The organism is Klebsiella sp. SWET4, from assembly GCF_024296565.1.
GTDB classification, from domain to species: domain Bacteria; phylum Pseudomonadota; class Gammaproteobacteria; order Enterobacterales; family Enterobacteriaceae; genus Klebsiella; species Klebsiella variicola.
In genome coordinates this window covers 554,239-578,745 of sequence record NZ_JANCOB010000001.1, presented here as the reverse complement: position 1 = coordinate 578,745, position 24,507 = coordinate 554,239, and the positions used below count along the sequence as shown (strand labels likewise).

Annotated in this window: 25 protein-coding genes; 17 read left to right on the top strand and 8 right to left on the bottom strand. The window is 58.6% G+C overall.

All coding sequences use genetic code 11. The features are described 5' to 3' along the window. Window positions 1-9: 9 nt before the first annotated feature. Entirely contained in the window at window positions 10-732 is a 723-nt protein-coding gene (gene folM / locus NKJ21_RS03045) for a dihydromonapterin reductase (protein WP_012541894.1), read from the top strand. Here folM and NKJ21_RS03040 read toward each other — a convergent pair. After that, the gene (locus NKJ21_RS03040) at window positions 729-1,064 is read right to left on the bottom strand and encodes a GlpM family protein (RefSeq protein ID WP_008805069.1); all 336 of its coding nucleotides are present in this window, start codon (window positions 1,062-1,064) and stop codon (window positions 729-731) included. The genes folM and NKJ21_RS03040 overlap by 4 nt on opposite strands. 128 nt (window positions 1,065-1,192) lie before the next feature. Here NKJ21_RS03040 and rstA point away from each other — a divergent pair, with 128 nt between their 5' ends. The 5 genes from rstA (at window position 1,193) to tus (ending at window position 6,065) form a co-directional block, all read left to right on the top strand. Next, window positions 1,193-1,915: a two-component system response regulator RstA gene (rstA, locus tag NKJ21_RS03035; protein WP_023322533.1), complete on the top strand. Its 723-nt coding sequence runs from the start codon at window positions 1,193-1,195 to the stop codon at window positions 1,913-1,915. 252 nt (window positions 1,916-2,167) lie between these two features. Further along, window positions 2,168-2,530, top strand: a complete 363-nt coding sequence (locus tag NKJ21_RS03030) for a hypothetical protein (RefSeq protein ID WP_008805071.1) — start codon at window positions 2,168-2,170, stop codon at window positions 2,528-2,530. A gap of 245 nt (window positions 2,531-2,775) precedes the next feature. Further along, entirely contained in the window at window positions 2,776-3,516 is a 741-nt protein-coding gene (locus tag NKJ21_RS03025; protein WP_032735481.1) for an SDR family oxidoreductase, read from the top strand. A gap of 240 nt (window positions 3,517-3,756) precedes the next feature. Then, window positions 3,757-5,058 (top strand): two-component system sensor histidine kinase RstB, encoded by a 1,302-nt coding sequence (gene rstB, locus NKJ21_RS03020; protein WP_039103296.1) that lies wholly within the window; start codon window positions 3,757-3,759, stop codon window positions 5,056-5,058. 74 nt (window positions 5,059-5,132) lie between these two features. After that, a complete protein-coding gene (gene tus, locus NKJ21_RS03015) occupies window positions 5,133-6,065 on the top strand; it encodes a DNA replication terminus site-binding protein (RefSeq protein ID WP_012541896.1) in 933 nt (310 codons plus the stop codon). On the opposite strand, the gene fumC is transcribed toward tus, so the two are convergent. Next, on the bottom strand, window positions 6,055-7,455 hold the full coding sequence (fumC, locus tag NKJ21_RS03010) for a class II fumarate hydratase (protein WP_239270377.1): 1,401 nt from the start codon (window positions 7,453-7,455) through the stop codon (window positions 6,055-6,057). The genes tus and fumC overlap by 11 nt on opposite strands. 337 nt (window positions 7,456-7,792) lie before the next feature. Next, window positions 7,793-9,439, bottom strand: a complete 1,647-nt coding sequence (gene fumA / locus NKJ21_RS03005; RefSeq protein ID WP_012968340.1) for a class I fumarate hydratase FumA — start codon at window positions 9,437-9,439, stop codon at window positions 7,793-7,795. 201 nt (window positions 9,440-9,640) lie between these two features. On the opposite strand from fumA, the gene manA reads away from it, so the two are divergent. Together manA and NKJ21_RS02995 are read left to right on the top strand one after the other, a co-directional pair. Next, window positions 9,641-10,819 carry a mannose-6-phosphate isomerase gene (gene manA / locus NKJ21_RS03000; RefSeq protein ID WP_254732695.1) on the top strand — a complete coding sequence of 393 codons (1,179 nt, stop codon included), beginning with the start codon at window positions 9,641-9,643 and terminating at the stop codon, window positions 10,817-10,819. Window positions 10,820-10,906: 87 nt separating this feature from the next. After that, window positions 10,907-12,466 carry a YdgA family protein gene (locus NKJ21_RS02995; RefSeq protein ID WP_016160936.1) on the top strand — a complete coding sequence of 520 codons (1,560 nt, stop codon included), beginning with the start codon at window positions 10,907-10,909 and terminating at the stop codon, window positions 12,464-12,466. 37 nt (window positions 12,467-12,503) lie between these two features. On the opposite strand, the gene NKJ21_RS02990 is transcribed toward NKJ21_RS02995, so the two are convergent. Beyond that, window positions 12,504-13,532, bottom strand: coding sequence for a Mal regulon transcriptional regulator MalI (locus NKJ21_RS02990; RefSeq protein ID WP_008805079.1), 1,029 nt, complete (start codon window positions 13,530-13,532; stop codon window positions 12,504-12,506). Window positions 13,533-13,705: 173 nt separating this feature from the next. Between NKJ21_RS02990 and malX the strand changes: the two genes are divergently transcribed. After that, window positions 13,706-15,298, top strand: coding sequence for a maltose/glucose-specific PTS transporter subunit IIBC (malX, locus tag NKJ21_RS02985; protein WP_012541901.1), 1,593 nt, complete (start codon window positions 13,706-13,708; stop codon window positions 15,296-15,298). 52 nt (window positions 15,299-15,350) lie between these two features. Continuing rightward, the gene (locus NKJ21_RS02980) at window positions 15,351-16,523 is read left to right on the top strand and encodes a MalY/PatB family protein (RefSeq protein ID WP_044613593.1); all 1,173 of its coding nucleotides are present in this window, start codon (window positions 15,351-15,353) and stop codon (window positions 16,521-16,523) included. Window positions 16,524-16,536: 13 nt separating this feature from the next. Here the strand turns inward: NKJ21_RS02980 and NKJ21_RS02975 are convergent, their stop codons facing one another. Next, a complete protein-coding gene (locus NKJ21_RS02975) occupies window positions 16,537-17,565 on the bottom strand; it encodes a CorA family divalent cation transporter (protein ID WP_008805082.1) in 1,029 nt (342 codons plus the stop codon). 299 nt (window positions 17,566-17,864) lie between these two features. Between NKJ21_RS02975 and ydfZ the strand changes: the two genes are divergently transcribed. After that, on the top strand, window positions 17,865-18,068 hold the full coding sequence (gene ydfZ / locus NKJ21_RS02970; protein WP_004151566.1) for a putative selenium delivery protein YdfZ: 204 nt from the start codon (window positions 17,865-17,867) through the stop codon (window positions 18,066-18,068). 69 nt (window positions 18,069-18,137) lie between these two features. Here the strand turns inward: ydfZ and NKJ21_RS02965 are convergent, their stop codons facing one another. Next, a complete protein-coding gene (locus NKJ21_RS02965; protein WP_162493319.1) occupies window positions 18,138-18,617 on the bottom strand; it encodes a hypothetical protein in 480 nt (159 codons plus the stop codon). A 236-nt stretch (window positions 18,618-18,853) separates the two neighbouring features. On the opposite strand from NKJ21_RS02965, the gene NKJ21_RS02960 reads away from it, so the two are divergent. The 4 genes from NKJ21_RS02960 (at window position 18,854) to NKJ21_RS02945 (ending at window position 21,405) form a co-directional block, all read left to right on the top strand. Continuing rightward, complete coding sequence (locus tag NKJ21_RS02960) at window positions 18,854-19,207, top strand: DUF1304 domain-containing protein (RefSeq protein WP_022066007.1); 354 nt, start codon at window positions 18,854-18,856, stop codon at window positions 19,205-19,207. 103 nt (window positions 19,208-19,310) lie between these two features. Next, window positions 19,311-20,522: a selenium metabolism membrane protein YedE/FdhT gene (gene yedE / locus NKJ21_RS02955; protein WP_012541906.1), complete on the top strand. Its 1,212-nt coding sequence runs from the start codon at window positions 19,311-19,313 to the stop codon at window positions 20,520-20,522. Next, complete coding sequence (yedF, locus tag NKJ21_RS02950; RefSeq protein WP_254732693.1) at window positions 20,519-20,752, top strand: sulfurtransferase-like selenium metabolism protein YedF; 234 nt, start codon at window positions 20,519-20,521, stop codon at window positions 20,750-20,752. The genes yedE and yedF overlap by 4 nt, the downstream gene beginning before the upstream one ends. 260 nt (window positions 20,753-21,012) lie before the next feature. Beyond that, window positions 21,013-21,405, top strand: a complete 393-nt coding sequence (locus tag NKJ21_RS02945) for a DUF1398 domain-containing protein (protein WP_008805086.1) — start codon at window positions 21,013-21,015, stop codon at window positions 21,403-21,405. 38 nt (window positions 21,406-21,443) lie between these two features. Here the strand turns inward: NKJ21_RS02945 and NKJ21_RS02940 are convergent, their stop codons facing one another. Then, window positions 21,444-21,602: a YqaE/Pmp3 family membrane protein gene (locus NKJ21_RS02940; RefSeq protein ID WP_002903230.1), complete on the bottom strand. Its 159-nt coding sequence runs from the start codon at window positions 21,600-21,602 to the stop codon at window positions 21,444-21,446. Window positions 21,603-21,884: 282 nt separating this feature from the next. Between NKJ21_RS02940 and gap the strand changes: the two genes are divergently transcribed. Further along, window positions 21,885-22,883: a type I glyceraldehyde-3-phosphate dehydrogenase gene (gene gap / locus NKJ21_RS02935; RefSeq protein WP_016160929.1), complete on the top strand. Its 999-nt coding sequence runs from the start codon at window positions 21,885-21,887 to the stop codon at window positions 22,881-22,883. 48 nt (window positions 22,884-22,931) lie between these two features. Here gap and aldA read toward each other — a convergent pair whose 3' ends face one another. Further along, window positions 22,932-24,371 carry an aldehyde dehydrogenase gene (gene aldA / locus NKJ21_RS02930; protein WP_116696102.1) on the bottom strand — a complete coding sequence of 480 codons (1,440 nt, stop codon included), beginning with the start codon at window positions 24,369-24,371 and terminating at the stop codon, window positions 22,932-22,934. On the opposite strand from aldA, the gene NKJ21_RS02925 reads away from it, so the two are divergent. Next, on the top strand, window positions 24,370-24,507 hold the full coding sequence (locus NKJ21_RS02925; protein ID WP_012541908.1) for a hypothetical protein: 138 nt from the start codon (window positions 24,370-24,372) through the stop codon (window positions 24,505-24,507). The genes aldA and NKJ21_RS02925 overlap by 2 nt on opposite strands.

Here is a 24,507-nt window from a genome sequence, read left to right as displayed (position 1 = left end):
GAGATACCCATGGCTGAACAACAGCCCCGCCCGGTTCTGATCACAGGAGGAGGCCGCCGCATCGGTCTCGCGCTGGCACACCATTTTCTGCTGCAACACCAGCCGGTCATCGTCAGCTATCGCACGCCCTATCCGGCGATCGATGGCCTGCGCGACGCGGGCGCCCTCTGTCTGCAGGCCGATTTCAGCAGCGATGACGGCATACTGACCTTCGCCGAAGCGGTCAAATCGCACACCAGCGGCCTGCGCGCCATCATCCACAACGCCAGCGACTGGATGGCGGAGAAGCCGGGGGTAGCGCTGAGCACAGTGATCAACCGCATGATGCAGATCCACGTCCATGCCCCCTACCTGCTCAACCACGCGCTGGAGGATCTGCTGCGCGGCCACGGCCATGCCGCCAGTGATATTATCCATATTACCGATTACGTCGTGGAGCGCGGCAGCGATAAACATATCGCCTACGCCGCCAGCAAAGCCGCGCTGGACAATATGACCCGCTCCTTCGCCCGCAAGCTGGCGCCGGAGATCAAGGTCAACGCCATCGCCCCGTCGCTGATTATGTTTAATGAGGGTGACGACGAAGCCTATCGTCAGCAGGCGCTGGATAAATCGCTGATGAAAATCGCCCCAGGCGAAAAAGAGATTAGCGACCTTATCGACTATCTGTTTACCAGCCGCTACGTCACCGGCCGGTCCTTCGCCGTCGACGGCGGCCGCCCGCTGCGCTAGTGGAAGTGGTTCCAGCCCAGGATTAACAGCCAGGCGCATAGCCCCCAGCATCCCACCGCGCCTGCCAGCGCCAACGGCAGGCGCATGATCCCGGTGAAGTACCACAGCGATACCAAATAGACAAAATAGGGAATAATCGACCACATGCCGAACACGATGGTGGCGCGCAGGGCTTCAATACCGCGCTCGCTGGCGACGATATAGTGGGCGATGAGCGCAAAGGTAGGAAACAGCGGGATCAGCCCGGCGAGAGCGTAATTTTTCGTTTTTGCCAGCACGCCAATCAGCACCACCACCAGCGCACCCAGCAGCCCTTTGATTAACAGCCCCATGTCCTTATGCCTTAACAATGAATCAACAAGTTAGCGCAGCATAGCGGAAATAGCGCTGTTTATAAAAGAGTAATGGCGGGTAAAATAGACGCAGTGTATGTTACTTCTTTTACTGATGTGCAATAGACATGAATAAAATCGTTTTTGTTGAGGATGACCCTGAGGTTGGGGCGCTGATCGCCGCCTATCTCGGCAAGCATGATATGGAGGTGGTAGTCGAGCCTCGCGGCGACCGCGCAGAGGACGTGATCGCGCGGGAGAAACCGGACCTCGTGCTGCTGGACATTATGCTGCCCGGCAAAGACGGGATGACGCTCTGCCGCGATCTGCGCGGGCAATGGCAAGGGCCCATTGTCCTGCTGACCTCACTCGACAGCGACATGAACCATATCCTCTCCCTGGAGATGGGCGCCAGCGATTATATCCTGAAAACCACACCGCCAGCGGTGCTTCTCGCGCGACTGCGTCTGCATTTACGCCAGCATATCGCTCCGGCGGGCGCCGGCGCCGGTACCCCGGCAACGCTCACGCCGCACAAAACCATCTCCTTTGGTTCGCTGACCATTGACCCGGTCAACCGCCAGGTGCTGCTCGGCGGAGAAAGCGTCGCATTGTCGACGGCCGATTTCGATCTGCTGTGGGAGCTGGCCACCCACGCCGGGCAAATTATGGACCGCGACGCGCTGCTGAAAAATTTACGCGGCGTCACCTACGACGGGATGGATCGTAGCGTTGACGTGGCTATCTCCCGCCTGCGCAAAAAACTGCTCGACAACGCCACGGAGCCCTATCGTATTAAGACCGTTCGCAACAAAGGCTACCTGTTCGCCCCACACGCCTGGGACAACTAAGCTTCTCCCGCGGCCCTGCGAGGGGCCCGTCTTATGGCGCACTCCCCGACAGTAACCACCTCAACTTTTACTGCTTAGGGCAACTGCGCGGGTTTCCCTCTGCGCGCCCGCTGCCCGCTGCGAATTTGTCATATTGCGTAAATCAATAGATTTAGCCGTACAGTTCCCCATCACATAAGCCTTCAATATGATTGTGCTCAAGGACTTACCGTTATCAGAGTGGCATAAAGCCTGAAAACACAGGACTTTTGCATGATGAAATACGTTGTACTTTTGGCACTCTCACTCTTCACTTCACTCTCTGGTTGGGCTTTTTCCCTCGACAACGCCGATATTCGACTCCTCTGTCCACAGCGCGGGCAAATCGAGGTGATCCTCCACCGCTATGAACATACCCAGCAATCCTGGGGACAGCATCACTTTGAAACGGGAGGCGGCCACGTTCGCCAGGGACCGCTGCTGGTGATCCCGTTTGCCAACCTCGATCAGATGATTTACCACCAGACCACCGGCGAATTTGCTTACTGGTATGCCAAAACGGAAAAGCTGGTGCGCTGTCGTCTGCTGAGTCTGACGACCCTCTATCCGGTGGATATTCCCTACTTTCGCGAGTAGCGATACCCCGCTCGACGCTCCAGGGTAGTGCAGGTCTGGTGGTTATAATTAATTTGTGACAACGTCACTAATTCAGATATTCCCGGCCGATATCATCCCGGATGACGCGACCTATACCGGGTATACCGGCGCCACAAAGATGGCAAGGTGCAACATGCCGGGCCCCCCAAAGATGGTCGTTTTACAATAAATTTTCATTGTTCTAGTGTGAGTTAACTCAACACTCACGCGGTACGGGAGAGACAATGGGACGGTTCTCAGGTAAGAAAATTGTGATTACAGGGGCGAGCAGCGGTATTGGTCTGGCGGGGGCAATGCGCATTATTGATGAAGGGGGCGAAGTGATGCTGACCGGACGCCATCAGCAAAAACTGGCGTCGTTACGCACATTGCTGCCCGAGCGCGCCTGGTTTCTTCAGAACGATGGCGCGAAACCTGAGGCGGCGCATGCCCTCGCCGAGTCTGTAGAATCATTTGGCATGCTGGATGGCCTGTGGCTGAACGCCGGGCAGCTCGCCTTTTCTACGGTGGAAAATACCACCGAAACGCAGTTCGATACCATCATGGCCAACAACGTCCGTTCCGCTGTCCTGCAAATCGCCGCACTTTCGCGTTTTTTAAAGAGCGGAGCCTCGGTGGTCATCACCGCCTCTACGGCCGCCTACGAAGGCACGCCACTGGCGGCGCTCTATGCCGCCAGCAAAGGCGCGCAGCTGGCCCTGGTTCGCAGCTGGGCAACAGCCTTCGCCGCCCGCGGGATCAGAGTTAACGCGCTGGTCCCCGGGGCAATCGATACCCCTCTGCTTGACGCGATCCCCGTCCCCTTCCGCGAGCAGTATGATGAGCAGATTAGGGCTACCGTGCCGCTAAAACGCCAGGGAACGCCGGAGGAAGCGGCGGCGGTTGCGCTGTTTTTATTATCGGATGATGCCAGGTATGTGACGGGTAGCCAGTATGTGGTGGATGGCGGACTGCTGCGCTTATAAGGGCTGCGTCATTATTTATGCGTACGGGATGTTGTCAGTGAGGGTGAACCCTGCTTTGATAGCGCATTAAACCGGACGTGAAACGCAGAAGTGATTTTGCGGTATATTCTGCCGTGACAAACGCCCTGGACTGCGGTCTGGTTTCGTTCCTGCATCACCGCTTTAGCGGAAAGACACATACCACACCGCGCCATGAAGGCAAAAGATAGGTAATTAACATTCTGATTTAAGTGAGATTTAATGAAAAAGCTGTTTGTGCAGTTCTATCTTTTGCTCTTCGTTTGCTTTCTGGTAATGACCATGCTGGTCGGTCTGGTCTATAAATTTACCGCTGAGCGCGCCGGACGACAGTCGCTGGACGATCTGATGAAAAGTTCGCTGTATCTGATGCGCAGCGAGCTGCGGGAGATACCGCCGCGCGACTGGAGCAAGACGCTCAAAGAGCTGGATCTGAACCTGTCGTTCGATCTGCACATCGAGCCGATCAGCAAATTTAAGCTGTCGGAAAGCTCGATGCAGCACCTGCGCGCCGGCGATATTGTCGCGCTGGATGACCAGTACACCTTTATTCAGCGTATTCCCCGCAGCCATTATGTGCTGTCGGTGGGCCCGGTGCCTTATCTCTATTTTCTGCATGAAATGCGCCTGCTGGACGTGGCGCTGATGGCGTTTATTGCTATCTCGCTGGCCTTTCCGGTGTTTATCTGGATGCGTCCGCACTGGCAGGACATGTTGCGCATTGAAACCGCTGCCCAGCGCTTTGGCGAGGGCCACTTCAGCGAGCGCATTCATTTTGACAGCATGTCCAGCTTTGAACGGCTCGGCGTGGCCTTTAACCAAATGGCCGATAACATTAACGCCCTCATTGCCAGTAAGAAGCAGTTGATTGACGGTATCGCCCATGAGCTCAGGACGCCGCTGGTCCGCCTGCGCTACCGTCTGGAGATGAGCGAAAACCTCACCGAGGCGGAATCGCAAGCGCTGAACCGCGATATCGGCCAGCTGGAGGCGCTGATTGAAGAGCTCCTGACCTACGCCCGCCTCGACCGCCCGCAGACGGAACTCAGCCTGACGACGCCTGACTTTCCCGCCTGGATCAGCGATCACGTCGAGGATATCCAGATGGTCAACCCGCAGCGCGAGGTCGCTCTGGCGACGCTGACCCACGGCAACTACGGCGCGCTGGATATGCGGCTGATGGAGCGGGTACTGGATAATCTGGTGAATAACGCCCTGCGCTACAGCACCCAGCGGGTGGCGGTCAGCCTGACCCTGCAGGGTCCGCGCGCGTCGCTGCAGGTCGAGGATGACGGCCCGGGAATCGCTCCCGAAGAGCGCGAGCGGGTGTTTGAGCCCTTTGTCCGTCTTGACCCCAGCCGCGATCGGGCGACAGGAGGTTGTGGCCTCGGCCTGGCGATTGTGCACAGTATTGCCCAGGCGATGGGCGGTGACGTGCGCTGTGAGGCCAGCCCTCTCGGCGGCGCCCGCTTCTGCTTTAGCTGGCCGGTTTATCATCAGTTGCCCGATTTTACCTCTGCCTGAATAAAACTTGCGCAGCGGCCGCGCGCTGCGTATGCTGTAAAAATCAAATAGTATGTTGTAACTAAGGTGAAATGATGGCCAGCTACGATCTTGTTGAACGTCTGAATGATACCTTTCGCCAGATCGAGCTGGAGCTGCAGACGCTCCAGCAGGCATTAAGCAGCTGTCGGCTGCTGGCGGCCAGGGTATTTGAACTGCCGGCGGTCAGTAAGGATGCCGAGCACGATCCGCTGGCGAACATACCGGTGGTGCAGCACAGCGGCAAGGCGGCGCTGGCCCTCGCCCTGCGCCACTACAGCCATCTGTTTATCCAGCAGCAGTCGGAAAACCGCAGCAGCAAGGCCGCCGTCCGCCTGCCAGGGGCTATCTGCCTGCAGGTCACCGCTGCGGAGCAGCAGGATCTGCAGGCGCGCATTCAGCATATTAACGCCCTGAAGGCTACCTTCGAGAAAATCGTCACCGTCGATTCTGGCCTGCCCCCCACTGCCCGTTTTGAATGGGTGCATCGCCACCTGCCGGGCTTGATCACCCTCAGCGCCTACCGCACGCTGACGCCCCTTATCGACCCCAGCACCATCCGCTTCGGCTGGGCCAATAAACACGTGATCAAGAACCTGACCCGCGACCAGGTATTGATGATGCTGGAGAAAAGCCTGCAATCACCGCGGGCGGTGCCGCCGTGGACCCGTGAGCAGTGGCAGAGCAAGCTTGAGAGGGAGTATCAGGACATCGCCGCCCTGCCGCAGCGAGCGCGGCTGAAAATCAAACGGCCGGTGAAAGTGCAGCCGATTGCCCGCGTCTGGTACGCCAGCGAGCAGAAACAGGTGCAGTACGCCTGCCCCAGCCCGCTGATCGCGCTGATATCCGGCAGCCAGGGGGTCAGCGTCCCGGATATCGGCGAATTGCTGAACTATGACGCCGACAATGTCCAGTACCGCTACAAACCGGAGGCGCAGTCGCTGAGATTACTTATCCCGCGCCTGCACCTCTGGCTGGCTAGCGAGTAGCCAGGCTGCCGACCATCTCTTCCGGGCGCACCCAGCTGTCGAATTCGGCTTCCGTCAGGTAGCCCAGCGCCAGCGCCGAGGCTTTGAGGGTCAGCCCCTCATGGTGGGCTTTTTTAGCGATTTCCGCCGCCTTGTCGTAGCCGATATGGGTATTCAGCGCAGTGACCAGCATCAGCGACTCATTGAGCAGCTGGCTGATCCGCTCGCGATTCGGTTCAATACCCACCGCACAGTGCTCGTTAAAACTTGCCATGCCGTCCGCCAGCAGACGCACCGACTGCAGGAAGTTGTGGATGACCATCGGGCGATAGACGTTAAGCTCAAAGTTGCCGGAGGCGCCACCGATATTCACCGCCACATCGTTGCCCATCACCTGGCAGCAGACCATGGTCAGGGCTTCGCACTGGGTTGGGTTAACCTTGCCGGGCATAATCGATGACCCTGGCTCGTTTTCCGGGATCGCGATTTCGCCAATGCCGCAGCGGGGGCCGGAGGCCAGCCAGCGGACATCGTTAGCGATTTTCATCAAGGACGCCGCCAGGCCTTTCAGCGCGCCGTGGGCATGGACCAGGGCATCCACAGTGGCCAACGCTTCGAATTTGTTTGGTGCGGTGACAAATGGTTGTCCGCTGAGCGACGCCAGCTCGGCCGCCACCCGCACGGCATACTCCGGATGGGTATTCAGCCCGGTTCCTACCGCCGTCCCGCCCAGCGCCAGCTCGGCAAGATGCGGCTGACTGGCTTCGATGTGCTTCAGGCTATGGTCCAGCATCGCCACCCAGCCGGAGATCTCCTGGCCTAACGTGAGCGGCGTGGCGTCCTGCAGATGGGTGCGGCCGATCTTGACGATATCCCTGAAGGCTACTGCTTTTTCATTGAGCGTCGCCCGCAGCGCCTGCAGCGACGGGATCACTTTTTCCCGCAGGGCAATCAGCGCCGCGACGTGCATGGCGGTGGGGAACACGTCATTTGAGCTCTGGCTCTTATTCACATCGTCATTGGGATGAATTTTTCGCGCCATCCCCCGTTCACCGCCCAGCAGTTCACTGGCGCGGTTGGCCAGCATCTCGTTCATATTCATATTGCTTTGGGTGCCGGAGCCGGTCTGCCAGATAGCCAGCGGGAACTCCTGCGCGTGCTTTCCGGCGAGGACTTCGTCAGCGGCAGCGACGATCGCCCCGGCTTTCTCCGCCGTCAGCAACCCGAGATCCTGATTAACCTTCGCCGCCGCCCGCTTGGTCAGCGCCAGGGCGTAAATCAGCTCCCCGGGCATTTTTTCGCTTGATATGCGGAAATGCTCCAGCGAGCGCTGGGTCTGGGCGCCCCAGAGTTTATCGGCCGGGACGTCGATGGCGCCCATCGAGTCTTTTTCACTGCGATGCGTTGTCATTACTTTCTCCTTGGATTCAAAGTGCGTCATAGCGACAAAGCTCACCTGCTTAAAAGACTAAGTATTGGCCAGATTTATAAGTTGTTTTGGTGGTTCGTGCCGCGAAGCGACATAAAAAAGCCGCCCGAAGGGCGGCCCAGACCGCTGACAAAATGCAATCGTCGGGATTGCCCGGCGGCGCTGCGCTTGCGCGGGCCTACAGAGAATTGCCTAACTGTTTAATATTGCTGTTTTTCGCAGGCCGGGTAAGGCGAAAGCCGCCACCCGGCAGAAAGGCGATCACAATAACGAAAACCGGTTTGTCATCGGCCAGAGCCGCCCCGAAGGGCGGTCTGGGTTACTTCACGCAGCGGGCGCACTGCGACGTCTGGATCTGCTGGAAGAAGTCATTGCCTTTATCATCGACGAGGATAAAGGCCGGGAAATCTTCCACTTCAATTTTCCAGATAGCCTCCATACCCAGCTCCGGATACGCCACGCACTCGAGGCTACGGATGCTCTGCTGGGCCAGTACCGCCGCCGGGCCGCCGATACTGCCGAGGTAGAAGCCGCCGTGTTTGTGGCACGCGTCGGTGACCTGCTGGCTGCGGTTGCCTTTCGCCAGCATGATCTTGCTCGCGCCGTGCGACTGCAGCAGATCAACATAAGAATCCATGCGCCCTGCGGTGGTCGGTCCCAGAGAGCCGGAGGCGTAACCGTCCGGTGTCTTGGCCGGACCGGCATAGTAGATCGGGTGATCTTTGACGTACTGCGGCAGTGCTTCACCGCTGTCGATAAGCTCCTTCAGCTTGGCGTGGGCAATATCGCGGGCCACGATAATAGTGCCGCTCAGCGACAAACGGGTGGACACCGGGTACTGCGACAGCAGCGCCAGGATCTCGCTCATCGGCTGGTTAAGATTCACCTTCACCGCTTCGCCTTCCCCGGCCTGGCGCAGATGCTCAGGGATATATTTCCCCGGATTGCTCTCCAGCTTCTCGATCCAGATGCCGTCGCGGTTGATTTTGGCTTTGATGTTGCGGTCGGCGGAACAGGAGACGCCCATCCCTACCGGGCAGGAAGCGCCGTGACGCGGCAGACGGATCACCCGGATATCGTGGGCGAAGTATTTCCCGCCGAACTGCGCGCCGAGGCCAAGGTTCTGCGCTTCCAGCAGCAGCTCCTGCTCCAGCTGAATGTCGCGGAACGCCTGGCCATGCTCGTTACCTTCGGTCGGCAGGCCATCGTAGTATTTGGTGGAGGCCAGCTTCACGGTTTTCAGCGTCGCTTCCGCCGAAGTCCCGCCGATCACAAAGGCGATATGGTACGGCGGACAAGCGGCGGTCCCGAGGGTGCGCATCTTCTCAACCAGATAGTTTTTCAGCTTCGCCGGGGTGATCAGCGCTTTGGTTTCCTGGTACAGATAGGTTTTGTTCGCCGAACCGCCGCCCTTGGCGATGCAGAGGAATTTGTACTCATCGCCATCGGTAGCATAAAGATCGATCTGCGCCGGCAGGTTGGTACCGGTGTTAACCTCTTTATACATATCCAGCGGCGCGTTCTGCGAGTAGCGCAGGTTGTCCTGGATATAGGTGTTGTACACACCCTGCGCCAGAGCGGCTTCATCACCGCCGCCGGTCCACACGCGCTGGCCTTTTTTACCCATGATGATCGCGGTGCCGGTGTCCTGGCAGGTGGGCAGAATGCCTTTGGCGGCGATATCCGAGTTGCGCAGGAACTGCAGGGCGACGTATTTGTCGTTTTCGCTGGCTTCCGGGTCGTTAAGGATATCCGCCACCTGCTGCTGATGCGCCGGGCGAAGCATAAAGGAGGCGTCGTGGAAAGCATGCTGCGCCAGAAGGGTTAGCGCCTGAGGGTCGACTTTTAGCACTTCCTGGCCGGCAAATTCGGCGACGGAGACGTAATCACTGCTGAGGAGATAATACTCGGTGTCATCCTTTTTGAGGGGAAAAGGATCCTGGTAAACAAACGGTTTATTCGACATTGTACTCTCACTTACTGCTTTGGCTGATTATGTTTCAGGCAGGGACTCCATGTGCCTGTAGAAAAGCGAGTCGATCAATCTTACACAATTTTTTAACAAAAACTGAGACAGGGACGACTTTTTCTTTCAGCAGTTGCTTCTCCACGGTTTACTGGTTTAATAGAGCAATAATTTTTACTTTGATTGATACAGGGAATGAGAATGCAAAAGCTGATCAACGCCGTACAGAACTACGCATGGGGAAGCCACACCGCTTTAACTGAACTGTATGGCATTGCCAACCCGGACAACCTGCCGATGGCGGAGCTGTGGATGGGGGCGCATCCGAAGAGCAGCTCGCAGATCCTGGCGGCCGACGGCCAGCCGCGTTCGCTGCGCGAGGTGATTGACGCGGATAAAACCGCCCTGCTCGGCGACAAGGTTGCCGCCCGCTTTGGTGAGCTGCCGTTCCTGTTTAAAGTGCTGTGCGCCGTTCAGCCGCTCTCTATTCAGGTCCATCCCAACAAGCAGGCCTCGGAAGAAGGTTTCGCCCGCGAGAACGCCGCCGGCATCCCGCTCTCCGCCGCCGAGCGTAACTATAAAGATCCAAACCACAAGCCGGAGCTGGTTTTTGCCCTGACGCCGTTCCTGGCGATGAATGCGTTTCGCGAGTTCAGCGAGATTGTCACCCTGCTGCAGCCGGTGGCTAGCGCGCATCCGGCGATTGGCGCCTTCCTGCAGCAGCCGGACGCGACTCACCTGAGCCAGCTGTTTGCCAGCCTGCTCAATATGCAGGGTGAGGAAAAAGCCAAGGCGCTGCAGGTGCTGCGCGACGTACTGGCCCGTGAACAGGGCGAACCGTGGCAGACTATCCGTCTGATCGCGGAATTCTATCCGGACGACAGCGGCCTCTTCTCGCCGCTGCTGCTGAACGTGGTGAAGCTGAACCCTGGCGAAGCCATGTTCCTGTTCGCCGAAACGCCGCATGCCTATCTGCAGGGGGTGGCGCTGGAGGTGATGGCCAACTCGGATAACGTACTGCGTGCCGGTCTGACGCCGAAATACATTGATATTCCTGAGCTGGTCGCTAACGTCAAGTTCGAAGCCAAACCGGCGGGTGAGCTGTTGACCCAGCCGCAGCAGCACGGCGCAGAGCTGGACTTCCCGATCCCGGTGGAAGATTTTGCCTTCTCGCTGCACGACCTCTCCGCCGAGGCCAGCGATCTGGCTCAGGCGAGCGCGGCGATTATTTTCTGCGTCGACGGCGAAGCCGTACTGCACAAAGGTGACCAGAGCCTGACGCTCAAGCCGGGCGAGTCGGCTTTCGTGGCCGCCAACGAATCACCGGTGCAGGTCAGCGGACGCGGCCGCGTGGCGCGCGTGTTCAATAAGCTCCAGTAAGTGACTGATCTTTCAGGTCGCGCTTACTGAATGATGACAACTCAGCCAGGCGGTCTCTCCGCCTGGCTTCATTTATGGACAAATGCTATGAAAAAATCGCTGGTCGCAGCAGGCATCATCGTGGCGCTGGGCGTGGTATGGACAGGCGGCGCCTGGTACACCGGCAAACAGCTGGAAGGCCGGATCGCCGATATGGTGCAGCAGGCTAACGCGCAGCTACGCAGCAGCGCGCCGGAATCAGGTCTGGAGCTGAGTTATCAGGATTACCAGCGCGGGCTGTTCAGCAGCCATCTGCAGCTGGTGGTTAAGCCGATCGCCGGTCAGGCCAACAGCTGGCTGGCCGCCGGACAGAGCGTGGTACTTGACGAGGTGGTCGATCATGGACCCTTCCCGCTGGCCTCATTAAAAACCTTTAATCTGGCCCCGGCGATGGCCTCGGTCCACACCACGCTGGTGAAAAATGATGCCAGCCAGGCGCTGTTCGAGATCGCCAAAGGCAACACTCCCTTTACCGTCGATACACGCATCGCCTACAGCGGCGACAGCCAGTCGGCGATCGTGCTCAATGCCCTCGACTATGCCAAAGGTGATGAGAAAGTCACCTTCAGCGGCGGTCAGTTCCAGCTCGACGCCGACCGCGACGGCAAAAACATCAGCCTGAAGGGCCAGGCCGGCAGCGGGCAGATCGATGCGCTCAACGAATATAATCAGAAGGTACAGTTGCGCTTCGTCAACCTGACCACCGACGGCGCCACCGAACTGGCCAGCTTCAACGAACGTATCGGCCAGCAAAAAATGACCCTCGATAAACTGGCCATCAGCGTCGAAGGCAAAGAGCTGGCGCTGGTTGACGGGATGGCGCTGGACGGCGGCTCGACGCTGACCCAGGACGGCAAAGGCGTGAACAGCCAGGTGAACTACACCGTGAACAGCCTCAAGCTGCAGGGGCAGGATATGGGCAGCGGCAAACTGACGCTGAAAGTGGATAATGTCGACGGTCAGGCGTGGCACCAGTTTAGTCAGCAGTACAGTGCACAGTCTCAGGCGCTGCTGGCAAAACCGGAACTGGCGCAAAACCCGGAACTGTACCAGCAGGCGTTAACCGAAACCCTGTTCAATGCGCTGCCGATCCTGCTTAAAGGCAACCCATCGGTGACCATCTCTCCGCTGAGCTGGCGCAATGCCAAAGGGGAAAGTACCCTGAATCTGTCGGTTCTGCTGAAGGATCCGGCCCAGGTGACCACCCCACCGCAGACCCTGGCGGACAGTCTGGATCGCGTGGTGCAGTCCCTTGACGGCAAGGTGGTGATCCCGGTGGATATGGCGACGGAGTTGATGACCAAAATCGCCGGTCTGGAAGGTTACCAGCCAGCCGATGCGGCCAAACTCGCCGATCAGCAGGTCAAAGGCCTGGCGGCGATGGGCCAGATGTTCCGCATCACCACCATGGAAGATAACGCCATCAGCAGCAGCCTGCAGTACGCTAACGGCCAGGTGACGCTGAACGGACAGAAAATGCCGCTGGAGGATTTTGCCGCGATGTTTGGTCTGGAAGCGCCTGCTCAACCGGACGCGGCGCCGCAGGAAGGCCAGCCGCAACAGGATGACGCCGCTCCTCAGCAGGACGACGCCGCCCCGCAGCCGTAACTTATCGTCTCAGGAGACGGCCATCGCGCCGTCTCCCTCACTTCCGTGTCACCAGCCGCGGCGGCATAATCTGGTTTCGCGCCTCGCCGGTGCCTTCCTCCAGCCGTCGCAGCATCGACTCTGCCAGGGTTTTCCCCATCTCGCGCGCCGGGGTCGTTACCCAGGTGAGCGGCAGGTCATCCAGCGCCGCCTCCGGCACGTCGGCGAAGGCCGCCAGCGCCACCCGCTGTTCGAAATAGCTCTCGACGCCATCCTCTCCGCTCTGCCTTCCGGCCCGCAGTAAACCAAACCACGCGCCGGTGGCCACCACGTTGTTGTAGCACAGCACCGCGGTGATGGTCGGATTCTGGCGCAACAGCCCCGCCATCGCCTCCGCCGCCTGCTTCTGGCTCGACTCGCACTCCAGCACCCATTCGCTGTGAAACGGCAGACCGTATTTCAGCAAGGTGGCGCAATAGCCGCCGACCCGCTCGGCGCGCGTCAGCGAGGAGCTCTGCCCGCCAAGCCAGGCGATCCGCTGATGGCCGCGGCGGATAAGATGCTCGGTCACCAGCTGCGCCGCCTGCATGTTGTCCGGGCGGATCAGATCGACATCGTCAAGGTAGCTGGCGCGGGAAGCAAACACCAGCGGCACGCCGGCCTGCGCGGCCCGCTCGCGCAGTTCGCTCCCGCGATCGATCGACCCGGCGATGATCACCCCGTCGACCCCCTGCGCCGCGAGGGTATCAAACCGCTGGTCTATCTTCTCGCCGCTGCGCCCGCCCTGGGTGAGGAACACCATTTTCCCCTGCCTTTCCAGGGCGTCGGTGAGGCCGGCGGTTAATTCGGCGTAAAACGGCTTTGACAGATCGCTAACGATAAGGCCAATCACCCCGCTCTGCCCGCCACGCAGCGAGGCGGCCTGGCGGTTGCGCACAAATCCCAGCTGTTCGATGGCCTGATTAACCCGCTCGCCAGTGGCGCTGGAGATGCGCCCTTTACCGCTCAGCACCAGCGAGACGGTGCTCACGGAGACCCCGGCGGCCTGCGCCACATCATTGATGGTGATCTTTTTTGCGATAGCCATAACGTGCTGGCTGACTCCCTTGCCTGTCGATAAAACGTTTTATCATTGTGCAATCTTTATAAACCTTATTATCGCTTGATTATGTGATTTTTATCGCACTAAAAAATGGTAAAACGTTTTATCTTGCCGTGGCGTTAGTTCTTCCCGACCACTTGAGAATCAGGAACCGTGTTATGACGGCGAAAACAGCACCAAAAATCACTTTATGGGAGTTTTTCCAGCAGCTCGGAAAAACCTTTATGCTGCCCGTAGCGTTGCTCTCGTTTTGTGGGATCATGCTGGGGATCGGCAGTTCGTTAAGCAGTCACGATGTTTTGACGCTGCTGCCGTGGCTGGATATGCCGCTGCTGCAGGCCATCTTTATCTGGATGAGCAAAGTCGGCTCCTTTGCCTTCAGCTTCCTGCCGGTCATGTTCTGTATCGCCATCCCACTGGGGCTGGCGCGGGAGAACAAAGGCGTCGCCGCCTTCGCCGGCTTTGTCGGCTACGCGGTCATGAACCTGGCGGTCAACTTCTGGCTGACGGCGAAAGGCATTCTGCCCACCACCGACGCCGCGATCCTGAAGGCCAACAATATCCAGAACATCATCGGTATTCCGTCGATCGATACCGGGATCCTCGGCGCGGTTATCGCCGGGATTATCGTCTGGCTGCTGCATGAACGCTTCCATAACATTCGCCTGCCGGACGCCCTGGCTTTCTTTGGCGGCACCCGCTTTGTGCCGATCATCACCACCGTGGTGCTGGGTCTGGTCGGGCTGGCTATCCCGCTGGTGTGGCCAGTCTTCGCCATGGGGATCAACGCCCTCGGGAAGATGATCAACAGCGCCGGGGATTTTGGCCCGATGATCTTCGGCACCGGCGAGCGACTGCTGCTGCCGTTTGGCCTGCACCACATTCTGGTGGCGCTGATCCGCTTCACTGAAGCCGGCGGTACCCTCGACGTCTGCGGCCACAGCGTCAGCGGCGCGCTGACCATCTTCCAGGCGCAGCTAAGCTGCCCAACCACCCACGGCTTCTCCGAAAGCGCCACCCGCTTCCTGTCGCAGGGTAAAATGCCGGCCTTCCTCGGTGGCCTGCCGGGAGCCGCGCTGGCGATGTACCACTGCGCCCGTCCGGAAAACCGGCATAAAATTAAAGGCCTGCTGATCTCCGGGGTTATCGCCTGCGTGGTCGGCGGCACCACCGAGCCGCTGGAGTTCCTGTTCCTGTTCGTCGCGCCGGTCCTGTATGTCATCCACGCGCTGCTGACCGGTCTCGGCTTTACCATCATGGCGGTGCTCGGGGTGACCATCGGCAACACCGACGGCAATATCATCGACTTCGTGGTGTTTGGCATCCTGCATGGCCTGGCGACCAAGTGGTATCTGGTGCCGGTGGTAGCGGCTATCTGGTTCGCGGTCTACTATGCCATCTTCCGCTTCGCCATTACCCGCTTCAACCTGAAAACGCCGGGCCGCGATATCGACACCGCCGCCAGCGTGGAGAAAGCCGTCGCCGGTACCATCGGCAAATCCGGCTATAACGTGCCGGCGATTCTGGCAGCGCTCGGCGGCGCCGAGAACATTGTTTCGCTGGATAACTGCATTACTCGTCTGCGTCTGTCGGTACACGATATGAGCAAAGTGGACGCCGCCGCGCTGAAAGCCCATCGCGCCATCGGGGTGGTTCAGCTCAATCAGCATAACCTGCAGGTGGTTATTGGCCCGCAGGTGCAGTCGGTAAAAGATGAAATGGCCGTATTGATGAATACTGTTCAGGCCTGACCCCACTGGTCCCCCTTCCGCGCGGAGGGGGACATTCGCTAAGGAAGTTCCGATGTTTGATTTTGCCACCCCCATCGACCGCCACGGTACTTGGTGCACACAGTGGGACTATGTCGCCGACCGGTTTGGCGCCGCCGACCTGCTGCCGTTCACCATCTCCGATATGGATTTCGCCACCGCGCCCTGCATTCTCGACGCCGTCAGCCAGCGGCTGGCCCACGGGGTGTTCGGCTACAGTCGCTGGCAGAACGAGGCGTTTCTCGGGGCGATTGCCCACTGGTACGCCAGCCGGTTTAACAGCGTCATCGATCCGCAAACGGTGGTCTACGGGCCGTCGGTTATCTACATGGTGGCGGAAACCATCCGCCAGTGGTCGAGCGAAGGCGACGGCGTCGTCGTCCATACCCCTGCCTACGATGCATTCTATAAGACCATCACCGCTAACCGCCGGGAGATTGCCCCGGTGCCATTGACCCTGACGAATAATCAATGGCACTGCGATATGGCCCGCCTGGAATCCGCGCTGGCGGAACCGAAGAATACCCTGCTGCTGCTGTGCAGCCCGCACAACCCAACGGGGAAAGTCTGGCGTCGCGAGGAGCTCCAAACCATGGCGGCCCTGTGTCAAAAACATGGCGTCAGGGTGATTAGCGACGAAATTCATATGGACATGACCTGGGACGAACACCGCCATATCCCGTGGAGCGAGGTTGCTCAGGGGCCATGGGCGCTGTTCACCTCCGGTTCGAAGAGCTTTAATATTCCGGCCTTTACCGGGGCCTATGGCTTTATCCCTGAGGCGAACGCGCGCGACAGCTACCTGCAGGCGCTGAAGGCCCGCGACGGGCTCTCTTCTCCCTCCGTGCCGGCGCTGGTCGCCCATATCGCCGCCTACCGCGACGGGGCTCCCTGGCTCGACGCCTTGCGTGACTATCTGCAGGCGAATATGCGCTATGTCGCCGCTACGCTTAACAATGCCTTCCCCGCACTCTGCTGGCAGCCGCCGGAGGCCACCTACCTGGCGTGGATCGACCTGCGCCCCCTGAACATCGACGACCACGCGCTACAGCAGGCGCTGATCGCCGAACAGAAGGTGGCGATTATGCCGGGTTATACCTATGGTCCTGAGGGCAACGGCTTTCTGCGCCTCAACGTCGGCTGCCCGCGCGAGAAGCTGGAACGCGGTGTCGAAGGACTGATTGCCGCCCTGCGCAGCCTCAGCTGATTCGACGCGCAATCTACAGGTCATCGCGCCGGCGGAATGCCAGGTAGCCGGCGCCGAGGGTAAAGATGGCGACTATCACCACCAGCAGAATAAACCCGTGGTGGTTGCTCGCCAGCGGGATCCCGCCGACGTTCATGCCGAAGAAACCGGCGACGATGTTAATCGGCAGCGCGAGAACGGTGATCACCGTCAGGGTGTAGAGGGTGCGGTTGCTCTGCTCCAGCTGGCGGGCGCCAATCTCCTCCTGCAGCAGACTGATACGCTCGATCAGGCCGGACAGGTCGTTGAGCACCACGCTAAACTCTTCGGTGAACTGACGAAACGCCTGCACCACTGCACGATCCATCCACGCCGGCGGCCGGTTAAGCAGACGGAACATCGCCGCCGGCTCCGGCGCCAGCAGCCGCTGAAAACGCAAAAGCATCCGCCGCAGCCGTGCCAGATCGGCCCGGTTGCGCTGCACGTGATTGCTCAGGAGACGCTCTTCAATAAGGTCGACATGGCGGCTGGCCTGGCGGACGACCTGCTCCAGCACCTCCTCCTGCTCCTCCAGCAGAAAAGCCAGCAGCTCGGTAGAGGTATTCACCCTGAGCGTCTGCAGACGCGGCAGCATCCATTCGATAAACCGCAACGGTTTGAAGCGCGCCGTCACCACCAGCTTAGGGCTACAGTAGAGCCACAGCGTGGCGGTTTCCGCACTGGTATCCTGCGGACGAAACAGCACATCGTTGAGCACAGCGAACAGATTCTCCCCCTGTCGCTCAATGCGGGTGGTGTGCGAGCCGCTGCGGATCTCCTCGAAGAAAAAGTCCGCCACCGGAAAGTGGCTGGTTAACCATTTTTCGGCGGTGGCATGATTGAGATTCAGGTGTAACCAGATAAACGCCTTGTCATCGGCGAGCGCCTGATAACGGGCGCACACCTCGCCAGAGGCGATGGGCTGCGGGGGGCGCTGTTCATGAAACAGATAACCATGCACCAGACCGGAAACTTCACTATCAAAATCGGGCTTTAACATCTTCGCGGTGACGTCTTGACTCATGGCTCCCTCAGGACACGCACTGGCACTGTTGATGCCCGAATAGCGCCATCTTTCGCTATTTTCCGCGGGCTGGCAAGGTTAATAATCTGGTCATAAAACAGTAACCTGAATGACATATTGCCGTCAGTGTCGCGCGCCACGCAGGCGATGCGATCGGCGTGAATAGAGGGGACTTGTGGCCCTTTTCGCTCCGGGGTTATTAAAATAAATTTGATTATCCTCAAAACTTTTTTAGGCAAAAAAGCGTATTACTTTAGCCGCTTAATCATTGCTTACCCTGGTTTATTGAGGAGGAGACCATGAAAACCTATGACCGTAATCGTAACGCTATTGCTACCGGCAGCATGGTAATGATCGCCGGTAACGGCACAACAGGCGTGATTAAAGCTATCCATGGTGAAGGGAAAACCGCCGAGCAGCTTCGCCGGGCGGACTGCGTTGAAATCGACGGCTGCGAGGGCCGCTTTTGCCCGTTAGATCTGATCCGTCTCGGCTTCCATTAATTCCTGCCGCCAGGTCATCAGTAGCAGGCCACCTGAGGCGGCCTGCTCTTTTCCCGGATAATAAAGCGGCTAGCGAAAGCTCCACTGAATACTCATCACAAAGATCGCCGGCACAATAATGCCGCCTTCCACACCGAAATAATCGGTGAAGTTATATTGCAGACCATGATAGAGGTAGGGCGAAAAACCGACGCCGGTGATTTTTTTGGCGGTGCGGTAGGTGCCGGAATCCCCACAGTGGCTGAAGGCGTCAAAGAAAAATTCCCCGGTATAGGCATACACCCCTTTCAGCACCCAGCCGGTATCGTTTTTCAGCCAGTCGCGGCGCACGCCGAGGGTCAAACAGCGATCGTCAAAGCTGTTTTTCATCGTTCCGACCAGCACGCTGTATTTTGAATCCTGAGAAAACTTGCGCTCCACCGAGAAAAAATTGTTATTGAAATGCTCGTTATATTGTCCGTGGTTACCGGTCATATGATAAACATAGGAGCCGGTATTCATCGAATAGAGGTTTAATTCCCCGGCCTGCGCCGACGGCATGGCAACCACCAGTAGCCCTGATAACAAAATCCATAATTTATTTAACATTCAGCAACCTACACCACACCCGTAAAAAAGAACCCGGCATACTAGCACCGCTAAACTAAACCGAAGGGCAATCAGATAACCGACGCTGGTCGCGGCAGAAAACATGACCCTATCTGCACTATAGCAGCGGCGCTCCCGCTTCGTTAGCGCTTGCAGCTATACTGCAGACACATTCATCTTATTGATTAAGGACTGCTGTGTTAGCCACTCTCCTCGTTGCGCTGGTCGCTATTATTCATCTCGCCATCCTGGTGCTGGAGATGTTTCTCTGGGAAGCCCCCGCCGGGCGCCGGGCCTTTAACCTCAGCGCCGATTTCGCCCGGGAGACCCGGGTGCTGGCGGCCAACCAGGGGTTGTATAACGGTTTTCTGGCCGCCGGCCTGGCGTGGGGGCTGTGGCTGGGGGCGCCGGGGGTGCAGGTGGTTATCTTTTTCCTGGCCTGCGTGCTGGTCGCCGGGATTTTCGGCGCGCTAACCGCCAGCCGCAAAATTCTCTATATTCAGGCGCTGCCCGCACTGCTGGCGCTGCTTGCCGTGGTGGCGCAAGCGTAGGGCCTTGATCCAAAACAGAGAAAGCAGGCGTTAAGGCGGGTACTATTTGCCCCCTTCGGTCGGTCATCGACCTTTAATACCTTCTGAGTTCAGAGGCATTTTTATGACATGGCAATCCTTCAAACAGGCCTGGCTTATCCGGTTCTGGTCCCCTGTCCCGGCGGTCATCGCGGCGGGCATCCTCTCCACCTACTATTTTGGCATCACCGGCACCTTCTGGGCGGTGACCGGCGAATTCACCCGCTGGGGTGGTCAACTGCTGCAACTGCTGGGCGTCCACAGCGAACAGTGGGGCTATTACCAGCTGATTCATCTCGAAGGGACGCCGCTGACCCGCATCGATGGCAGGATGATCATCGGCATGTTCGGCGGCTGCCTGGCCGCCGCGCTATGGGCCAATAACGTCAAACTGCGCTTTCCACGCAGCCGGATCCGCATTGTGCAGGCCGTGGCAGGCGGCATCATCGCCGGGTTCGGCGCACGTCTGGCGATGGGCTGCAATCTGGCGGCTTTTTTCACCGGTATTCCGCAGTTCTCCCTGCACGCCTGGCTGTTTGCCATCGCCACCGCCATCGGCTCCTGGTTTGGCGCCCGCTTCACGCTGCTGCCCCTTTTTCGCATTCCGGTAAAAATGCAAAAGGTGTCCGCCGCCTCGCCGTTAACCCAAAAACCGCAGCAGGCGCGCCGCCGTTTCCGGCTGGGGATGGTGATCTTTTTCGCCATGATCGGCTGGGGCCTGCTCACCGCCGCAGACCACCCGGCGCTCGGCCTGGCGATGCTGTTCGGCATCGGCTTCGGTCTGCTTATTGAGCGCGCGCAGATCTGCTTTACCTCCGCCTTTCGCGATATGTGGATCACCGGCCGGACGGTGATGGCGAAGGCGATTATCTTCGGCATGGCGGCGAGCGCCATCGGTATCTTTAGCTATGTGCAATTGGGGATGGCGCCGAAAATTATGTGGGCCGGTCCCAATGCGGCGATTGGCGGGCTGCTGTTTGGCTTTGGCATCGTGCTGGCCGGCGGCTGTGAAACCGGCTGGATGTATCGTGCGGTGGAGGGCCAGGTTCACTACTGGTGGGTTGGGCTGGGCAATGTCATTGGCTCAACGCTGCTCGCCTGGTGCTGGGACGATATCGCCGCTCCGCTCGCCACCCACTGGCAAAAAATCAACCTGCTGAACGCCTTCGGTCCCTTCGGCGGGCTGCTGGCGACCTATCTGCTGCTGCTGATCGCCCTGCTGCTGGTGATCGCCTGGGAAAGACATTTTTTCCGCCGCCAGTCGACGGCGGTCCGGACCGTGAAGGAGAGCGCATGAAAAACATCATCCCTGATTATCGCCTGGATATGGTCGGCGAACCCTGTCCCTATCAGGCCGTGGCCACTCTGGAGGCGATGCCCTCCCTGCAAAAAGGCGAGATCCTGGAAGTAGTCAGCGACTGTCCGCAGTCGATCAATAACATTCCACTCGATGCCAGGAACCATGGCTATACGGTGCTGGATATTCAGCAGGATGGCCCAACCATTCGCTATCTGATCCAGAAATAGCCGCGGCTCATGGCCCCGCCGGCGACGATCATCGCCGGCGCTAATTTCGCCTCTTCCCGTCTTACCACACCTTCTGCCTGCCTCGAGGATCCCCTGCGAACCTTTGCAATAGCTTGTAACACTTGAAACGATGTTCCAGTTACATAATAACCATTAATATAACGCGCCTATATTATTAAAATACGAATAAGTAAACGTGTGAATGGTTTATGCCGACAGACGCCTAAACCATGCGCAGCAACAACACAACAAGGATTGAAATGGAACTGCTGGCAAGGCTGGGTCACTTTTTCGAACAGGTTCGCGCGGATGCCGATTTTACCACCTTCGCCAGTGAACTCCGCCGGCATCAGGTCTCCTACTACATCTATTTTGTCTCCACCGGCAATATGAATTTCGTGATGGCAAACGACGAGGTGATCTCGATAAAAAGCGCCCGCGGCCTGCTACGCGTGCGCAGCGCCCCCAGCCATCGACTGACCTCGGCCGCGGTCATCCGCCATTTTGCCGGCGCCATCAACTTTGAACAGTACTGCAAGGATCTCGCCAGCGCCGGCGTGTTTAAGTGGATTGTTGATCTGGAAGAGGAGACCCGGCACTACTGGTCGAAGGATAATACGCTGCTGTATAAAGAGAGCCTGATGCCCCCCTGAGCGGGTCCCAGGGGGAGGCGTGGTTATCTGCTCGCCCCTCAGTCGCGGGTCTGCACCCAGAAAGCGTGGATCAGGCCAGGAATATAGCCCAGCAGGGTCAGAATAATGTTGAGAATAAACGCCCAGCCGAAGCCTTTCCCCAGCAGTACGCCCAGCGGCGGCAGAATAATAGTGAAAACGATTCTCCAGAATCCCATAACCTCTCCCTTCGTCTAACGTCAATATTTTACTAAGCTATTCAATAGTTAAGCATAGACGCTTTTCACCGCTTCGCCAGCAGGCGGCCCCCTCATCTCCGGTAACAAAAATTATTCCCTGCCGTCAGCGCTAAAAAAGGCCGGGAAAACATCCACTTTTTTCCTCCCCGGCCCGGAAACGCTGGCATACCGCACAGATTGTCAGTTGACCAATCAGGGGGACAGGACTAAGCCTGGAGGAGTTTTATCACATCGAGTCGTTTTACCAACCGGAGAATGTCCATGAGTAAACTTGGGATTAATGGATTTGGTCGTATCGGACGTTTGGTGTTACGCCGTTTATTAGAAGTCGACAGCAGCCTGGAAGTGGTGGCTATCAACGACCTCACCTCGCCAAAGGTGCTGGCCTATCTGTTGAAGCATGATTCAAACTACGGCCCCTTTCCGTGGAGCGTCGACTTTACGGAAGATGCGCTGATCGTCAACGGCAAAACCATTACGGTGTATGCCGAAAAAGAGGCGCAGCATATTCCGTGGCAGGCGGCAGGCGCAGAGGTGATTGTGGAGTGTACCGGGTTTTACACCTCGGCCGAGAAATCGCAAGCCCATCTCCAGGCCGGCGCGCGCAAAGTGCTGATTTCCGCCCCCGCTGGCGAGATGAAAACCATCGTCTACAACGTCAACGATGACACCCTGACCCCGGATGACACCATCATCTCCGTGGCCTCCTGCACCACCAACTGCCTGGCGCCGATGGCCAAAGTCCTCCAGGATGCCTTCGGCATCACCGTGGGCACCATGACCACCATCCATGCTTATACCGGCACCCAGTCGCTGGTGGACGGGCCGCGCGGCAAAGATCTGCGCGCCTCCAGAGCGGCGGCAGAAAACGTCATCCCGCACACCACAGGTGCGGCAAAGGCCATCGGCCTGGTGATCCCCGCCCTGAGCGGTAAACTGAAGGGCCATGCCCAGCGTGTGCCGACAAAAACGGGTTCGGTGACAGAGCTGGTGTCGGTGCTGGAGAAAAAAGTGACTGCGGATGAGGTCAATCAGGCGATGAAGCAGGCGGCTGAGGGCAATGAATCCTTCGGCTACACCGAAGAAGAGATTGTCTCTTCCGACATCATCGGCAGCCATTTCGGCTCGATCTACGATGCCACCCAGCTGGAGATTGTGGAGGCCGGCGGCGTACAGCTGGTGAAAACCGTCGCCTGGTATGATAACGAATACGGCTTCGTCACCCAGCTGATCCGCGTGCTGGAGAAATTCGCCCGCTAAGCGAACGGCGGGCCGCCTGAGCTGCCCGCCGGCTCGGAGTTAAGTACCTCAGGCCTGCAGATAGACCACCTGGGTCTGCAGGTACTCATTCAGCCCGTGGCGACCATCAGCGCCGCCGATCCCCGATTTGCGCCAGCCGGCGTGGAAACCCTGCATCGCCTCAAAGTTTTCCCGGTTGATATAGGTTTCGCCGAACTTCAGTCCCTTAATCGCCTTCATCGCCACGTTCAGATCGCGGGTATAGATCGAGGAGGTCAGGCCATAGTCGCTGTCATTGGCCATCGTCAGCGCCTCATCAAGGGTCGAAAACGCCACCACCGGCAGCACCGGCCCGAAGGTTTCCTCGTGGATAATGTCCATCTCCTGACGCACATCCAGCAGCAGGGTCGGCGGATAAAAATAGCCTTTGCCCTCCAGCGGCTGGCCGCCCAGCGCCACCCGCGCCCCCTGCGCCACCGCCTTCGCCACTTTACCCGCCACCTGGTCCCGCGCCGCCGCGTTGATCAGCGGCCCCATCGCGATGTCATCCCGCGTCGCCGGGTCGCCAAACTGCACGGCCTTCATCGCCTCGCCGAGGCGGTTGACGAAGCGGTCGTAAATGCCCTGCTGAACATAGACCCGCTCGACGCAGTTACACACCTGCCCGGTGTTAATCACCCGCGAGTCCACCACCGCTTTCACCGCCAGCTCCAGATCCGCATCATCCATCACAATGGCTGGCGCTTTGCCGCCGAGTTCGAGGCACACTTTGGTGATATTTTTCGCCGCAGCGGCCATGATTTTCTCTCCTGCCGCCACGCTACCGGTCATGCTGACCATCGCCACCTTTGGATTGCCGGCCAGCTCCTGACCAACGGTTTCTCCGCGGCCGAGCACCAGGTTAAAGACCCCTTTCGGCAACCCAACCTGATGGACGATCTCGGCAAAGGCGATGGCATTATTGGGCGTAAATTCGCTGGGCTTAATGACGATGGTATTCCCGGTGATCAGGGCCGGCGCCAGCTTGCGGGCGATAAGAAAGAACGGGAAGTTCCACGGCAGGATCCCGGTGGTCACCCCCAGCGCGCGTTTAAAGACGAGGATATTCTCCCCAGGGCGATCGCTCTGCACGATCTCGCCTTCGTAACGGCGCGCCCATTCGGCCATATAGTCGAGATAGTCCGCGGTGAATGCGACTTCCACCGCAGCCAGCTGCTGGATCTTGCCGCCTTCAGCCACGATCAGCCCGGCAATCTCTTCAGCACGCTGGCGGATACCAGCGGCAATTTTGCGTAACCAACCCGCACGCTCAATGGCCGGCAGCGCTTCCCAGGCGGGCTGGGCGCGCTCAGCCGCGTCAATCGCCAGCCGCGCCTCTTCAGCAGTCCCGTCCGGGATCCGCGACAGCAGCGCTTCGGTCGCCGGGTTAAGCACGTCGATCCAGCCGTCGCCGCGACCGGAAACGAACTGGCCATCAATATACATTTGGTGTTGAACGGGTGCTGTCATGGCTGCTCCTGTAGTGCGTTTGTATTTAACAAGTGATTTTTTTGTTAAATATCGGGCGGATAAGCCGTGGCTTCGCAGCACGTTGGCGCCGTTCTGTGAGCTGATTCATAAAACCGGGCCAAAAATGCCCGGTTGA